The sequence below is a fragment of the Luteibacter jiangsuensis genome (assembly GCF_030812295.1).
Classification (GTDB): domain Bacteria; phylum Pseudomonadota; class Gammaproteobacteria; order Xanthomonadales; family Rhodanobacteraceae; genus Luteibacter; species Luteibacter jiangsuensis_A.
Window position 1 is genome coordinate 833,958 of the sequence record NZ_JAUSSK010000002.1, and the last position, 14,340, is coordinate 848,297.

Below are 14,340 nucleotides of genomic sequence, written 5' to 3' on the forward strand. Positions count from 1 at the left end.
CGTATGAAACGAGCGCCACGGATCGCCGTCGTCATCGCGATCGTCGCCGCCGCCCTCGCGGGACGGCAATGGATGCATCACCGGACGGAGGAACCGGCCGCGACGACGACGGCGCCTGCCGCGACGCGTCCCGCGCCGCCGCGGGTGTGGAAGCTCGGGGCGCTGGAACTGAAACCGTGCGAACTGCCGCAGCCGCATTCCGGTCTATCCACCGCTGCGTGGTGCGCGCCCTTCGAGGTGCCGGAAGATCGCGCGCATCCGGATGGCCGCAAGATCGCCCTGCGCCTGGCGATCGTCCGCAGCAGCGCGCAGGTGCCTGCCGTCGACATGGTCACCTTCATCGCGGGCGGCCCCGGCCAGTCCGCCGCCGAAAGTTATCCAGCGATCGCCCCGGCGATGGCGCCGCTGCTGGCGCACCGTAACCTGCTCCTGCTCGACCAGCGCGGAACCGGTGGCTCGCATCCGTTGAGTTGCAGGGATGACGAGCCGGGCGTGCCCGGCGGCGCGGAGGAAACACATGGCTTCGATGCCGAGGCCGTGCGCAAGGAGACCCGCCAATGCCTCGACCAGCTCTCACGCGACGCCGATGTCCGCTTCTACACCACCACCGATGCCGTGGCGGATCTGGAAGACGTGCGTCGCGCGCTGGGTTCGCCGAAGTTCGACCTGCTCGGTGTGTCGTATGGCACCCGCGTGGCCCAGCAATACGCGATGCGGCATCCCGACGGCCTGCGAACGTTGATCCTCGACGGCATCGCGCCGAATTCGCTCGTGTTGGGAGAGGACTTCGCGGTAAACCTGGACGCCGCGCTGAAGGCGCAATTCGCCCGTTGCGAAGCCGACGAGGCCTGTCGCGCACGTTTCAGCGATCCCTACCAGACGCTCTACCAGCTGCGTGACGCCCTTCGTGCCAACCCGCACAAGGTGAGCTTCCGCGACCCGCAGAACTACGCGTCCGTGCAGCGCGTGCTCAGCGAAGTCTCCCTGGCCACCGTCGTGCGCATGTTCGCCTATTCCCCGGAAACCGCAGCCTTGTTGCCGTTGTCCATCGACGCCGCTGCGCGCGGCGATGTCGGACCGTTGCTGGGCCAGGCGAAACTGCTCACCGGTGATCTCGGCGACACCATGGACGGCGGCATGCAGTACTCCGTGATTTGCTCCGAGGACGCCGACCTTTTGCAACCGCGACCGCAGGACAAGGACACCATCCTCGGCGACACGATGATCGAGGCCTTTCGCGCGGCATGCTCGGTCTGGCCTCACGGTTCCCGGCCGGCGGATTTCCACGAACCGCTGAGGAGCGACGTACCCGCCCTGCTGATGTCCGGCGAGTTCGATCCCGTGACGCCACCACGTTATGGCGACGAGGTGGTGAAGGGCCTGCCGAACGGTCGTCACGTCGTGCTGAAGGGGCAGGGTCACAACGTGGTCGCGCGCGGCTGCATGCCCCGCCTGCTCGACCGATTCATCGACAAGGCGGATGCGAAGGGCCTCGACACCTCGTGCCTGGATCGCCTCAAGCCCTTGCCCGTCTTCGTCGGATTCAACGGAGCCACCCCATGATCGAGGTCAAGGACCTGCACAAGGCCTTCGGCGCGGTACGCGCCGTGAACGGCGTGAGCTTCACCGCGCGCGATGGCGAGATCACCGGCTTGCTCGGCCCCAATGGCGCGGGAAAGACCACCACCCTGCGCATGCTCTACACCTTGATGACACCGGATTCGGGCCAGGTGCTGGTCGACGGCGTGGACGCCGCGGTCGATCCGCTTGCCGTCCGTCGCCAGCTCGGCGTGCTGCCCGATGCACGCGGGCTCTACAAGCGCCTGACCGCGACGGAGAACATCGATTACTTCGGCCGCCTGCACGACATGGAACCCGGTCTGCTTCGCCAGCGCCGCGAGGCACTGATCGACGCGCTGGAGATGCGTGACATCGCCACGCGGCGTACCGAGGGCTTCTCCCAAGGGCAGCGGGTCAAGACCGCGATCGCCCGCGCGCTGGTGCACGACCCGCGCAACGTATTGCTCGACGAACCAACCAACGGCCTGGACGTGATGGCGACCCGCGCGATGCGCCGTTTCATGCGGCAACTGAAAGACGAAGGGCGCTGCGTGCTGTTCTCCAGCCACATCATGCAGGAGGTGGCCGCGTTGTGCGACCGCATCGTCGTGATCGCCCACGGGCGTGTCGTCGCCGACGAGGCGCCCTCCGCCTTGCTCGCCCAAACCGGTGAAACCAGTCTCGAGGATGCTTTCGTGAAGATCATCGGTACCGACGAAGGACTGGCCGCATGAGCGCTTTCACCGCTGTTTACTGGAAGGAAGTGCGGGAGAACCTCCGCGACCGCCGCACGCTCGTCAACGCGTTGATCACCGGTCCCTTGCTGGGGCCGGTCATGTTCATCATGTTGATGAACGTGATGGTCAACCGCGAGCTGGCCAAGTCCGACCGGCCGATATCCGTGCCGGTGATCGGCGCGGATGTCGCGCCGAACCTCGTGGCCGCGTTGAAAGGCGCGGGCATCGATGCGGCCCCGGCCATGCCCGATCCGGAGAACGCGGTGCGCGAGCAGCGCGCCGACATCGTGCTGCGCATCTCGCCGGAATACGCCCAGGCATGGAGCAAGGGCCAGGCCGTGCAGGTGGAACTGATCTACGATTCCTCGCGACGTGACGCGTCCACGCCGGTGGCGCGCGTGCGCAGTGTGGTCGAGTCGTATGGCAAGCGCGAAGGCGCGATGCGGCTGATCGCGCGCGGCCTGTCGCCGACCACGGCATGGCCGGTGCAGGTGGCCGATCGGGACCAGGCCACGTCGCAATCGCGCTCTGCGTTGATGTTTTCCTTCCTGCCGTATTTCTTCGTGCTCACGGTCTTCCTTGGGGGCATGTACCTGGCCATCGACCTCACCGCCGGCGAGCGTGAACGCCAGTCGCTCGAGCCGCTGTTCGTGAATCCCGTGGCGCGCTGGAAGATCCTGGCGGGGAAGCTCGCGGCGATCTGCACCTTTTCGCTGGTGAGCCTCCTGCTCAGTGTGGCGGCGTTCGCCACCGCGCCCTTGTTCATCCCGGTGGAGAAGCTGGGCATCGCGCTGGACCTCGGGCTGCGGTTCGGCTCGCAGGTGGTGTTGCTGATGCTGCCCTTGATCGTGCTCCTGGCGGCGTTGCAGTCGCTCGTGTCGGCGTTCGCCAAGAGCTACCGCGAGGCGCAGACCTACCTGTCGATCCTGATGATCATCCCGGTGTTGCCGAGCGCCTTGCTTTCGGTGATTCCCGTGCGTGCGGAGCCGTGGATGTATGCGGTGCCGTTGCTCGGGCAGAACCTCGGCATCGTGCAATTGCTGCGCGGCGATGGCGTGCCCGGGTGGCAACTCGGTCTCTGTCTCGCGGGTGGTTTCGCGGCCGCCGTGCTGGCGGTGTGGGGCACCGCCCTGCTGTACCGATCGGAGCGCCTGGCGATTTCCGGCTAAGGGCATCGCCGCTGAAGCGGCGACAGCCCGTCAACCTCACCGCCACCGCATATCCACCCCCACCAGGAACGTGCGGCCCGGTGCCGGCTCGTAATACCGTGCGTTCCCATCGTTGACGATCACCGATCCGATCACATGCCGGCCGGCCAGGTTGTCGACCCGGGCGAACGTGTTCACCCGCCACGGTCCCTGGTCGAACACATACCCGCCCGACAAACCGAATAGCGCATATCCGGGCGCGGACTCCGTGCCCAGGTCGTTCACCGACGTCGCGCCCATGGCATTCATGTCCAGCCCCGCCTGCCAGCCCCGTTCCCCGCCGTACTTCAGCGCCGCATAACCCATCGAACGCGGCACTCCCGGAATGCGCGTGCCAGCCTGCACCGGTGTATCCGGCGCGGGGCAACCCGCCGTTACGCAGGTGAGGAAGGGAGTGCGGAAGGTCGCCTGCAAGTGCGTGTACGACGCGATGAACCGAAGGTTCCGCGCAAGCCCCGTACTGAACGAAGCCTCGACTCCCTGTCGCCGCGACCGCGAGATGTTCTGGTAGGTCGTGCGGCCACCGAGGTTGGTCGCCACCGCCAGTTCGTCGTCGCTATCGGCGCGGAACACGGCGAGGCCCGCCTCGGTGCCTTCGGCGGGACGCAACTTCAGGCCCAGCTCCGCGTTGTGCGAGCGCGAGGGCTTGAGGTCGAAGGCCAACCCGGCGCCGCGATCGGCGCGGTAGCCGAGTTCCGAAAACGTGGGCGTCTCGAAGCCTCGGCCCCAGTTCGCATATGCATGCATCCAGGGTGCCGCGCGCCAGAGCACGCCGAACACGGGCGTGGTCGCGCTGTACTTCACCGTGCCGCTGTCGTCGGGATTGCCGGTTGCGATGTAGCGATCGGTGGAGCGAAAGCGCACCTCGCTGTGCCGGACGCCACCCATCAAGCTCCAGTCGTCGGCCACGCGCCAGGTCGCCTGGGCATACTGGTCGAAGTCGAAGACACGGTCGATCTCGTCGCGGCGTTTGTCCCCACGGACGCCGAGCGTGCCACCGACGAAGTTGTTGTAACCCTGGCGGTGCTGCTCCTGGTTGTCGTACGCCACGCCCGCGGCCAGTTCGAAGGGCCGCCCGGCCAGCGTGTCGCGCCAGGTCCAGCGCACGTCGCCACCACCGTATTCGTTATCGAGATCCACGACGCCGCCCGAGTTTCCCGGTTGGGAGACCTGCGTCGCGACCGGAATCGACAGGTACTGCGTGACCCCGCGTTGGCCGTAGTAGCCCATCACCCGCAGGCTGTTGGCATCGTCGATGTGCTGGTCGTAGATGAGCCCCGCCTGTTGCTGGTCGACCGACTTGCGGGTGTCGAACGTGGTCGCCACCGAGGCGACCTGGCGCGGATCGCTCTTGTACTGGGCCCGCGTGAGTCCCAATGGATCCTGTGCATCGGGAACATCCAGTGTGTTGACCACGAGGGTCAGCCTGGCGTCATCGTCGATCTTCCAGCCGATCTTGGCATTGCCCGACTCGCGCCGTGCGGCGCTGTGGTCGCGATAGCCGCTGGTACGGAAGTGGGTGAAGTCGACGTTATAGTCGACCGGCCCGTCCACGCCACGCGCGTTCACCGAGCTTCGGACATTGCCATTGCTGCCCCCGGCGATGCCGAAGCGCAACTCCGGCGGTTCGGTCCCACCGGCGGTGAAAATCTGCACCACACCGCCCGACGCATTGCCGTAGAGGGCGGAGAAAGGGCCGCGCAATACCTCGACCCGGTCCGCCGAGTCGAGGTTGAAGTGCGATACCTGGCCCTGGCCGTCCGGCATGCTCGCCGGAATGCCGTCGGTGTAAAGCCGCACGCCGCGGATGCCGAAGGTGGAGCGTGCGCCGAAGCCGCGGATCGACACCTGCGCATCCTGCGCATAATTCTGCCGATCGCGGGCGACGATGCCCGGGATCGCCTGCACGCGCTCGGACAGGTTCACGTCGAGCGAGCCGTCCGGCGGCGTGGCGACCACGTCGATGGCGGCAGGAATGTCGTAGGGCGACTGCGCCGTACGGGTGGCGGTGACCACGACGGGCGCGAGCTGCGCGTCCTGGGCGACCACGCCGGAGGCCAGCGCGAGGAGGATGCCGCCCGCCAACGGGCGGAGATGGGGAGGGCGCATGTGGGGTTCCCTGGGGTGGGGCGGACAGGATGTCCGAGGGATTGTATGCATAAGCTCAAGGTCCGGCCCCGTCCGGTTGCCGCTGAAGCGCCCCCACACACGTGCTAGCCTTCCCGCCCACGTCCCCTACCTTCCGGTGTCGCCATGAAGAAGCTCGCTTTCGCCTGCGTTGGACTGCTCGGTCTCGCGTTCGCGCACACCACCCTCGCCGTCGATACGGACCAGCCGGCCCGGGCGACGCCGCCGGCCAGTGCCGGCCAGCTCACCGCCGCCGAACTGGACAAGGCCATCGCCGGCAGCTGGCGCTCTCCGGAGAACAAGGCGCGCGATGTGTACCGTCACCCGCGCGAGATGCTGACCTTTTTCGGCATCCGTCCGGACATGACTGTCATCGAGATCTGGCCTTCGGGTGGCTGGTTCACCGAGATCCTCGCTCCGTTCCTTCACGACAACGGCCATTACATCGGTGCGGTCGAGAAGGGCTCGAAGAGCACGGCGGCATTGCAGAAGAAGTTTTCCTTCGCGCCGGCGCAGTACGGCAACGCGAAGATCGTGGAGTTCAACCGCAAGGCGCCCGTGCTTGGCGCACCGGGTTCGGCCGACATGGTGCTGACCTTCCGTAACGTGCATAACTGGGCGGCCGACGGCAGCGCCGAGGCGATGTTCAAGTCCTTCTTCACCGTGCTCAAGCCGGGTGGCGTGCTTGGCGTGGAAGACCATCGGGCGGACGCGGGGAAGAAACTCGACGAGGTCGTGAACTCCGGCTACCTGCCGACCGATTACGTCATCAAGCTGGCGACCGACGCGGGCTTCAAGCTCGACGCGCAAAGCGAGATCAACGCGAACCCGAAGGACGACCACAACCATCCCAAGGGCGTGTGGACATTGCCACCGACGCTGGACATGGGTGAGACGGACAAGGCCAAGTGGCAGGCCATCGGCGAATCCGATCGCATGACCCTGCGCTTCGTGAAGCCCGCCACCGCCAAGTAAGGTGCTGGTCGCGCTGAACAAGCCCTTCGGGGTCCTTTGCCAGTTCACCGACGAAGCCGGCCGGCGCACGCTGGCCGACTTCGTGCCGCAGAAAGGCGTCTACGCCGCGGGGCGGCTGGACCACGACAGCGAAGGGCTCCTGCTGCTCACCGACGATGGCAAGTTGCAGCACCGGCTGGCCGACCCGAAGCACAAGCAGCCGAAGACCTATGTGGTGCAGGTCGAGGGCGTGCCGACGGAGGACGCACTCGATCGGCTGCGACACGGCGTGATACTCAAGGATGGGCCGACGTTGCCGGCGGTGGTGGAAGCCATCGACGAGCCCGGGTGGTTATGGCCGCGCGATCCGCCAGTGCGTTTCCGCAAGACGGTGCCCGACGCGTGGCTGCGCATCGTGCTGCGCGAGGGGCGGAATCGCCAGGTACGGCGGATGACCGCGGCGGTGGGGCTGCCGACGCTACGGCTGGTGCGCGAGGCGGTGGGGGATTACCGGCTGGATGGATTGGGGATCGGGCAGGTGCGGGTGATCGATTCGCGAGTGGCTCGCTGACGTAGGGATCGCCGCTGAAGCGGCTCCCACAAAGAGCATCGCCGACAGGGTCGGCTCCCACCAGTCAGCGGCAACCTGGGGGAGTCGACCTTGCAGCCTGGTGGGAGCCGACCCTGTCGGCGATCCCGCGGCAGCGGGCAAGATGCCGCTCCCCCTCACCACTCCGCCACCGATCCGTCCGGATGCCGCCATAGCGGATTCCGCCAGTCGGCAACGTCCCGGCTGCGCTCGATCAGCAGTGCCTCGTTCACCTCGATGCCCAGGCCCGGCCCGCTGAACGGCAATGCATAGCCGCCATCGTCCAGCGTGAGCGCGTCCTTGTTGAGGACGTAATCGAGTACTTCGCCGCCCTTGTTGTAGTGGATGCCGATGCTCTGTTCCTGCAACGTGGCATTCCAGCTGACGAAGTCCACGTGCAGGCACGAGGCCAGCGCGATCGGTCCCAGCGGGCAATGCGGCGCCAGGGCCACGTCGTACGCCTCGGCCATCGCGGCGATCTTCACGCATTCGGTGATGCCGCCGGCGTGGGAGAGATCGGGTTGCAGGATCGAGATGCCGCCGCGCTCCAGTACGCTCTTGAATTCGAAACGCGAGTACATGCGTTCGCCCGCGGCGATGGGAATCGAGGTGTGCGCCGCGATGCGCGGGTAGTACTCGGCCTGCTCGGCGAGCACCGGTTCCTCGATGAACAGGGGGCGGAAGGGTTCCAGCTCCTTGACCAGCACCTTTGCCATCGGCGCGGACACCCGGCCATGGAAGTCGAGGCCGAACTCGATCGTGTTGCCGAAGGCCTCGCGGATCTCGGCCACGCGCGCCACGGCCGCGTCCACCGCCTTGCTCGAACCGATGATGCCCATTTCCTCGCAACCGTTCATCTTGAACGTGTCGAAGCCGTGGGCCATGCGTTCGCGGATCTGCGCGATGACATCGGCGGGACGGTCGCCGCCCACCCAGCAATAGGTCTTCATGCGATCGCGTACGCGGCCGCCGAGCAATTCGTACACCGGAGCGTTCAACACCTTGCCCTTGATGTCCCACAGGGCCTGATCGATGCCGGCGATGGCGCTCATGAAGACGGCGCCGCCGCGGTAGAACCCGCCGCGGTACATCACCTGCCAGAGGTCGTTGATGCGGGCCGGGTCCTTGCCGACGACGTACTCGGAAAGCTCGTGCACCGCCGCCTCGACGGTGCGCGCACGGCCTTCCACCACGGGCTCGCCCCAGCCGACGACGCCTTCGTCGGTTTCCATCTTGAGGAACATCCAGCGTGGCGGGGCGCGATACGTGGTGATCTTGGTGATCTTCATGCTCAGACCGAACGATAGGCTTTGACGAAGGCGTTCGCGCGCTCACGCGTCCGCGACACGGGCTGCCCCGCTTTATACAGGTCGCCGCCCAATCCCGCACCGATGCAACCCGCGTCGAGGAACTGGCCGATGTTCTCCGGAGTGACGCCACCCACTGCCAGCAACGGCAGGTTGGGCGGCAGTACCGCGCGGATGGCTTTCACGTAGCCCGGGCCCCATTGCGCGGCGGGAAACAATTTCAGCGACTGCGCGCCCGCGGCGATGGCCGTGAAGGCTTCGCTCGGCGTACTGAAGCCGATGGAGGTATACATCCCGCGTTCGCGGCCGCGGCGGATCACCGCAGGGTCGGTGTTGGGCGTCACCAACAGGTGGCCGCCCAGGTCAGCCACGGCGTCGACCGCTTCCGGCGTCAGCACCGTGCCCGCGCCGACCAGTGCGCGGGTACCGGCGACTTCCAGCGCCATGGGGATGCTGCGTTGCCAGTCGGGCGAGTTGAGTGGTACCTCGATCGCGTCGAATCCCGCTTCGAGCAGGGCCTCGACATGGCCGGCGATGTCGTCCGGGGTAATGCCGCGAAGGATGGCGATGAGGGGAAGCGCAGTCGGCCAGGCCATGGGTTCACTCGTGATAGAGCTGGGAACGGCCGCCGTCGATGCGGATGTCGGCGGCGTTGATGTAGCGCGCTTCGTCGGAAGCGAGGAACAGCGCAGTATAGGCAATCTCCTCTGGCTCGCCGATGCGCTTGTTGGGCAGGATCTCGGTCTGCCGGCGGCGTTCCGCCTCGGGATCGGCAGCGGCGGCGAAGCCGGCCTCGGCGATGGCGGTCAGCACCAGGCCCGGGGAAATCGAGTTCACGCGAATGCCGTGCGCGGCGTACTCGATGCCCAGTGCCTTGGTCAGCCCGATCAATCCATGCTTCGCCACGGGATAGGGGAAGCAGTGCGGGACGATCTTGTGCCCGTGCACCGACGCGATGTTGACGATGCTGCCGCGACCGAGTCCGAGCATGCCGGGCAGCACGGCTTTCGCGCAGTTCCAGGCGCCCTTGAGGTCGACCTCGAAGCAGCGCGTCCATTCGTCGTCGCTCAGGGAGAGCGGATCGTTGAACACGTTGATGCCGGCGTTGTTGACCAGGATGTCGGGTGCGCCGAAGCGTTCCGTCGCCGCATCGACCATGCGCCGTACCGCCGCGGGATCGGTCACGTCGGCTTCGAACAACATGGCATCCTCGGTATCGAGGCCTTCCAGCGTGGCACGCGCCTGCGCGTTGTCGTCGATCACGTTGAGCACGATCTTCGCGCCGTGGGCGGCGAACAGCGCGGCCGTCGCGGCGCCGATGCCCTGCGTGGCGCCGGTGACGATGGCCACCTTGCCCGCGAGGCGCGGCAAGGGCGTGGTGCGCGGATCGGCCTTCGTCGTACCGGTCATGCGCCCGATCCGTGGCCGTAACGTGCCTCGGGCAGGCCGCGCCCGCGCGGCGGCGTGCCGATGAAGATCGCGCCGTTCACGGGTTCGTCGGCGATCACGGTGTCCTTCAGGCCCTTGTGCGCCGAGGTGACCACCATGCGATCGAGCGCGGTGCCGGCGAACGTGACGCAGCTCGGCTGGCGCGCCGGCAGGTCGATGACCGCGTCCACACGACCATCGGGGGCGTAGCGCAGCACGCGCGATCCACCCCACTGCGCGTTCCAGAGGAAGCCCTCGGCGTCGATGGTCGAGCCGTCCGGTTCAATACCCTCTTCCAGTTGGGCGAAGACACGGATGCGGTCGATATCACCGGTCGCGGCGTCGTAGTCGCAGGCCATGATCTGTGCCGTGGGCGAGTCGGTGAAGTACATCGTCTCGCCATCCGGGCTGAAGCAGATGCTGTTGGTGATGGCGGCCTTCGGCAGGGCCAGCCGGTCGAGCCTGCCGTCGTGCGTGTAGCGCCAGAACGATGCCACCTTCTCCGGGCCGCGTTCGTTGAGGGTGCCGAAGATGAAGTTGCCGCCACGGTCGCAGCGGCCGTCGTTGGTGCGCGTGCCGGGCAGGTCGGGCTCGACGTCCTCGAGCACGTGCAAGGTTCCGTCGCGGGTGTCGTAGCGGGCGAGTTGCTTCTCCAGCGCGAGCAGGAGCACGCCGGGCTGGTGGGTGAGGGCGAAGCAGCACAGGCGCGCCGGGAGCTTCCGGTCCGTCACGACGCCGGTGGCCGGGTCGTACGAGAACAGCTGAGAGGTGGCGATGTCGGTCCAGCGGACCAGGCCCGCCATGTCGTCCCAGATCACGCCCTCGGCGTGGGCCTGCCGGTGGGAGGAAAGCGGTTTGAAGATATCGGTCATCAGCGGGATTGCCTGCGGTTCTTGAGCTGGTCCACGAGCACGGCGATCAGCAGGATCGCACCGCGGACCAGGTACTGGTAGAAGGCGTCGATGTTCATGAGGCTCATCGCATTCTGCACGGTGCCCATGATGAGGACGCCAACGAGCACGCCGCTGATGCTCGCACGGCCACCCATCAGGGAGACACCGCCCAGTACGCAGGCCGAGATGACGTTGAGCTCGAAGCCTTCGCCCGCGTTGGGCTGGCCGCTGGTCATGCGCGAGGCGAGGATGATGCCGGCCAGCGCGGCGACGAGGCCCTGGATGAGGAAGATGGCGATGCGGACGCGGTCCACCGCCACGCCGGCGAGGCGGGCGGCATCGGGATTGCCGCCGATGGCCAGGGTGTTGCGGCCGTAGATGGTCTTGTTGAGCAGCACGCCGAAGACGACGAAGCAGGCCAGGGTGACCCATACCGGCACCGGCAGGCTGAGGAACTCGGCGCTGCCCAGGGTGAAGAAGGCTTCACTGGTGACGCCCACGGCCTGGCCGTGCGAGGCGATGAAGGCCAGGCCGCGCACGATTTCCATCGTGGCCAGCGTGGTGATCAGCGCGTTGATCTTGAGCTTGGCGATGACCGCGCCGTTGACGAAGCCCACCAGCGCACCCGCGACCAGGCTGGCGCCGATGCCGATCACCACGCTGCCCGTGGCGTTGGAAACGATCGCGCAGAACACGCCCGCGAAGGCCACGGTCGAACCCACCGAAAGGTCGAAGTCGCGCGATGCCAGGCAGAACATCATGGTGCAGGCGACCATGCCGATCTGCGATACGGACAGGGCCAACCCGACCACGTTGTCCCACGAAAAGAAGTACTGCACGGTCATGCTCAGTACGGCGAACAGCACGACGAAGATGCCGATCAGGCTGTAGTCGTCGACGATCTGCCATAGCAGGGCGCGGTGGCGTGCCTCGGGCGTCTCGCGGGTCGCGGCGATGGCGGCGGCGTTGGGCTCGGTCATGGGTCAGGCATTCCTTATCGGGGTGGATCCCGCGCTTTCGGGCAGGGCGGCGGCGAGGACGTTCTGCTCGTTCGCCGAGGCGCGGTCGAACTGGGCGGTGATGCGGCCACGGCACATGGTGACGACACGGTCGGAGACGCCGAGTACCTCGGGCAACTCGCTGGAGATCATCACCACGGCCACGCCGCGCGCGGCCAGTTCGTAGAGCACGTTGTAGATCTCGTTCTTCGCGCCGACGTCGATGCCGCGGGTCGGCTCGTCGACGATCAGCACGCGCAGGTCCTTCTCGGCCAGCCAGCGCGAGAGCACGGCTTTTTGCTGGTTGCCGCCGGAGAGCAGGCGGATTTCCTGCCGGCGGTGCGGGGTGCGGATGCGCAGGCGCTCGATATAGTGGTCGGCGGTCCTGGCCTCGTTGCGGTCGTTGACGAAGAGACCCGCGGTGAGGTGGTTGCGCCGCGCGCTGATGTTGATGTTCTCCGATACCGAGCGCACGCCGATGATGCCGTCTTCCTTGCGATCCTCCGGACAGAACACGAGGCCGTGCCGGATGGCGTCGCGGATGTGCGAGGCCTTGATGCTCTGCCCATCCACGCGAACTTCCCCGGCGGTACGCCGGTCGGCCCCGTAGATCACGCGCATGGTCTCGGAGCGGCCGGCGCCGACCAGGCCGAAGAAGCCGACGATTTCCCCGGCGCGTACCTCGAAGCTCACGGGCAGGGGCGCCGCCCGGCCGGTCACGTTCTTCACCGAGAGGCGAACCTCGCCGTGATCGCGCGGCTGGTAGCCGAAGATATCGCTGATCTCGCGGCCGACCATGCGCTGCACGAGTGCGTCGCGGGTCACGCCTTCCAGCGCGTCGAAATCGGCGACCTTGCGGCCGTCGCGAAAAATCGTCGCGGCATCGCAGAGTTCGAAGATCTCGTCGAGGCGGTGCGAGATGTAGATCATCGCCTTGCCCTGCGTGCGCAGGTCGCGGACGAGGCGGAAGAGCACGTCGGTCTCGCGATGGGACAACGAGCTGGTGGGTTCGTCCAGGGCGAGGATCTTCGCATCGCGCAGGATCGCCTTGACGATCTCCACCATCTGCCGCTGACCGATGGAAAGCTGCTTCAGCTTCGCCCGGGGATCGAGGTCCACGCCCAGCGCATCGAGGCGCTCGCGTGTCCAGGCCAGTGCGCGGTGGCGGTCGACAAGGCCGAAGCGCGTGGGCAAGCGGCCGAGCAGCAGGTTCTCCATGACCGACAGTTCCGGCACGTACTGGAGTTCCTGGTGGATCACCGCCACGCCCGCATCGATCGCATCGGCCGCCTTGCGGAAGTGCCGTACCTGTCCATCGATCGCGACTTCACCCTCGTCGGGAATGTATTCCCCGCCGAGGATCTTCATCATGGTCGACTTGCCCGCGCCGTTTTCGCCGAGCAGGCCGTGCACGCTGCCGGCGCGCACGGCGAAACCGACATCGCCGAGCGCACGCACGCCGGGAAAGGTCTTCCCGATGTGGCGGAACTCGAGGCGCGGGGCGTCCGTCATCGTCAAAGCCCCATGTCCTTGCGGATCTCCGCGGCGTTGGCGCGGGTGATCAGTTGGCCGGTGGTGAAGGTGAGCTGCGGCGGCGCCTTGCCGTTCTTGATCCACTCGTACATGTTCACCGACGTCTCATAGCCGTGGCGCTTCGGGCTGATCAGCACGCTGCCGAAGAAGCCGGTCGGCTGCGCCTTGGCGAACTCGTTGAGCGCCGACTTGCTGCCGCCGATGCCCACGCCGATCATGTTGTCGGCGCGGAAGTTGCGCCCTTCGGCCGCGCGCACGGCACCGAGCACGGCTTCGTCGTTGAGGCCGAACGCGATCCAGTGCTTGTACTTCGGGTTCTGCGTGATCGCGATGTTCGCCGCGTTGAAAGCATTCTCGGTGTCCGTCTTGGCCTGCGGCGCGTTGACCACGTTGGCCTTGGGGAAGCCGGCCGCGGTGAGTGCGGCGATGGCGCCGTCGGTGCGCTCCTTGGCCGTCGGCAGCTGGTCGTATGAGATGCGAAGCGCTCCGGTTTCCTCCGGCTTCCAGCCACGCTTCTTCATTTCCGCGGCGATCGCCTCGCCGACCTGCTCGCCGATCTTCGAAGCGGAGATGCCCATGTGGGGGACGGATTCGATCGGGTTGCCGGCGCCGTCGACGAGGCGGTCGTCCACCGTCATCAGCTTGAGCTTGTCGATCTTCGCCTTGGCCACGATCGAGGGGCCGAGCTTCACGTCGGGCGTGCAGATGATGAAACCCTGGGCATGCTGCGACTTCAGGTTGTCGATGGCGGTGAGGACCTGGCCGCCGTCCGGAGCGCCGATCTTCACCAGGGTGAAGCCCTTTTCCTTGGCCGCCTGTTCGGCGTACTTCCACTCGTCCTGGAACCAGGGTTCCTCGGGCTGCTTCACCACGAAGCCGATCTTCACCGGGTCGTCGGCGGCGAAAGCGGGCGCGGCGGTCACAGCCAGCGCCAGGGCGAGGGCGCGGAGGCCCAGGGCGATCTTCGTCTTCATGCGTTCCTTCCTCGGGTGATTCGGATGGCCAT

At 66.8% G+C, this 14,340-nt stretch carries 13 protein-coding genes; 5 read left to right on the plus strand and 8 right to left on the minus strand.

Going from position 1 to position 14,340, the window contains the following annotated elements; genetic code table 11:
* Positions 1-3 precede the first annotated feature (3 nt).
* The 3 genes from J2T07_RS08965 to J2T07_RS08975 are packed head-to-tail and all read left to right on the plus strand — an operon-like array spanning position 4 to position 3,466.
* A complete protein-coding gene (locus J2T07_RS08965; RefSeq protein ID WP_306849092.1) occupies positions 4-1,563 on the plus strand; it encodes an alpha/beta hydrolase in 1,560 nt (519 codons plus the stop codon).
* Positions 1,560-2,294, plus strand: a complete 735-nt coding sequence (locus J2T07_RS08970) for an ATP-binding cassette domain-containing protein (RefSeq protein ID WP_306849093.1) — start codon at positions 1,560-1,562, stop codon at positions 2,292-2,294. The genes J2T07_RS08965 and J2T07_RS08970 overlap by 4 nt, the downstream gene beginning before the upstream one ends.
* Positions 2,291-3,466 (plus strand): ABC transporter permease, encoded by a 1,176-nt coding sequence (locus J2T07_RS08975; protein WP_306849094.1) that lies wholly within the window; start codon positions 2,291-2,293, stop codon positions 3,464-3,466. Before J2T07_RS08970 ends, J2T07_RS08975 begins: the two co-directional genes overlap by 4 nt.
* 36 nt (positions 3,467-3,502) lie before the next feature.
* On the opposite strand, the gene J2T07_RS08980 is transcribed toward J2T07_RS08975, so the two are convergent.
* Complete coding sequence (locus tag J2T07_RS08980) at positions 3,503-5,614, minus strand: TonB-dependent receptor family protein (RefSeq protein WP_306849095.1); 2,112 nt, start codon at positions 5,612-5,614, stop codon at positions 3,503-3,505.
* Between the two features lie 144 nt (positions 5,615-5,758).
* Between J2T07_RS08980 and J2T07_RS08985 the strand changes: the two genes are divergently transcribed.
* Together J2T07_RS08985 and J2T07_RS08990 are read left to right on the plus strand one after the other, a co-directional pair.
* Positions 5,759-6,607, plus strand: a complete 849-nt coding sequence (locus J2T07_RS08985) for a class I SAM-dependent methyltransferase (protein WP_306849096.1) — start codon at positions 5,759-5,761, stop codon at positions 6,605-6,607.
* Between the two features lies 1 nt (position 6,608).
* Entirely contained in the window at positions 6,609-7,157 is a 549-nt protein-coding gene (locus J2T07_RS08990; RefSeq protein WP_306849097.1) for an rRNA large subunit pseudouridine synthase E, read from the plus strand.
* Positions 7,158-7,312: 155 nt separating this feature from the next.
* Here the strand turns inward: J2T07_RS08990 and dgoD are convergent, their stop codons facing one another.
* Genes dgoD through J2T07_RS09025 form a run of 7 tightly spaced genes read right to left on the minus strand, consistent with a single transcriptional unit; the run spans position 7,313 to position 14,308 of the window.
* Entirely contained in the window at positions 7,313-8,464 is a 1,152-nt protein-coding gene (dgoD, locus tag J2T07_RS08995; protein WP_306849098.1) for a galactonate dehydratase, read from the minus strand.
* Between the two features lie 2 nt (positions 8,465-8,466).
* Positions 8,467-9,093: a 2-dehydro-3-deoxy-6-phosphogalactonate aldolase gene (locus J2T07_RS09000; RefSeq protein ID WP_345783959.1), complete on the minus strand. Its 627-nt coding sequence runs from the start codon at positions 9,091-9,093 to the stop codon at positions 8,467-8,469.
* Positions 9,083-9,892, minus strand: a complete 810-nt coding sequence (locus tag J2T07_RS09005; RefSeq protein WP_306849102.1) for an SDR family oxidoreductase — start codon at positions 9,890-9,892, stop codon at positions 9,083-9,085. Before J2T07_RS09005 ends, J2T07_RS09000 begins: the two co-directional genes overlap by 11 nt.
* The gene (locus tag J2T07_RS09010) at positions 9,889-10,782 is read right to left on the minus strand and encodes an SMP-30/gluconolactonase/LRE family protein (protein WP_306849104.1); all 894 of its coding nucleotides are present in this window, start codon (positions 10,780-10,782) and stop codon (positions 9,889-9,891) included. Before J2T07_RS09010 ends, J2T07_RS09005 begins: the two co-directional genes overlap by 4 nt.
* The gene (gene araH / locus J2T07_RS09015; protein ID WP_306849106.1) at positions 10,782-11,783 is read right to left on the minus strand and encodes an L-arabinose ABC transporter permease AraH; all 1,002 of its coding nucleotides are present in this window, start codon (positions 11,781-11,783) and stop codon (positions 10,782-10,784) included. Before araH ends, J2T07_RS09010 begins: the two co-directional genes overlap by 1 nt.
* Positions 11,784-11,786: 3 nt before the next feature.
* Complete coding sequence (gene araG, locus J2T07_RS09020) at positions 11,787-13,313, minus strand: L-arabinose ABC transporter ATP-binding protein AraG (RefSeq protein WP_306849108.1); 1,527 nt, start codon at positions 13,311-13,313, stop codon at positions 11,787-11,789.
* Positions 13,314-13,315: 2 nt separating this feature from the next.
* A complete protein-coding gene (locus J2T07_RS09025) occupies positions 13,316-14,308 on the minus strand; it encodes an arabinose ABC transporter substrate-binding protein (protein WP_306849110.1) in 993 nt (330 codons plus the stop codon).
* Positions 14,309-14,340: the final 32 nt, after the last annotated feature.

What these genes read in the sequence shown, in the direction of transcription:
- J2T07_RS08965 (WP_306849092.1), top strand. Translation starts at nt 4, where the DNA reads ATGAAACGAGCGCCACGGATCGCCGTCGTCATCGCGATCGTCGCCGCC.
- J2T07_RS08980 (WP_306849095.1), bottom strand. Translation starts at nt 5,614, where the DNA reads ATGCGCCCTCCCCATCTCCGCCCGTTGGCGGGCGGCATCCTCCTCGCG.
- J2T07_RS09005 (WP_306849102.1), bottom strand. Translation starts at nt 9,892, where the DNA reads ATGACCGGTACGACGAAGGCCGATCCGCGCACCACGCCCTTGCCGCGC.
- J2T07_RS09010 (WP_306849104.1), bottom strand. Translation starts at nt 10,782, where the DNA reads ATGACCGATATCTTCAAACCGCTTTCCTCCCACCGGCAGGCCCACGCC.
- J2T07_RS08970 (WP_306849093.1), top strand. Translation starts at nt 1,560, where the DNA reads ATGATCGAGGTCAAGGACCTGCACAAGGCCTTCGGCGCGGTACGCGCC.
- dgoD (WP_306849098.1), bottom strand. Translation starts at nt 8,464, where the DNA reads ATGAAGATCACCAAGATCACCACGTATCGCGCCCCGCCACGCTGGATG.
- araG (WP_306849108.1), bottom strand. Translation starts at nt 13,313, where the DNA reads ATGACGGACGCCCCGCGCCTCGAGTTCCGCCACATCGGGAAGACCTTT.
- J2T07_RS08975 (WP_306849094.1), top strand. Translation starts at nt 2,291, where the DNA reads ATGAGCGCTTTCACCGCTGTTTACTGGAAGGAAGTGCGGGAGAACCTC.
- J2T07_RS09025 (WP_306849110.1), bottom strand. Translation starts at nt 14,308, where the DNA reads ATGAAGACGAAGATCGCCCTGGGCCTCCGCGCCCTCGCCCTGGCGCTG.
- J2T07_RS08985 (WP_306849096.1), top strand. Translation starts at nt 5,759, where the DNA reads ATGAAGAAGCTCGCTTTCGCCTGCGTTGGACTGCTCGGTCTCGCGTTC.
- araH (WP_306849106.1), bottom strand. Translation starts at nt 11,783, where the DNA reads ATGACCGAGCCCAACGCCGCCGCCATCGCCGCGACCCGCGAGACGCCC.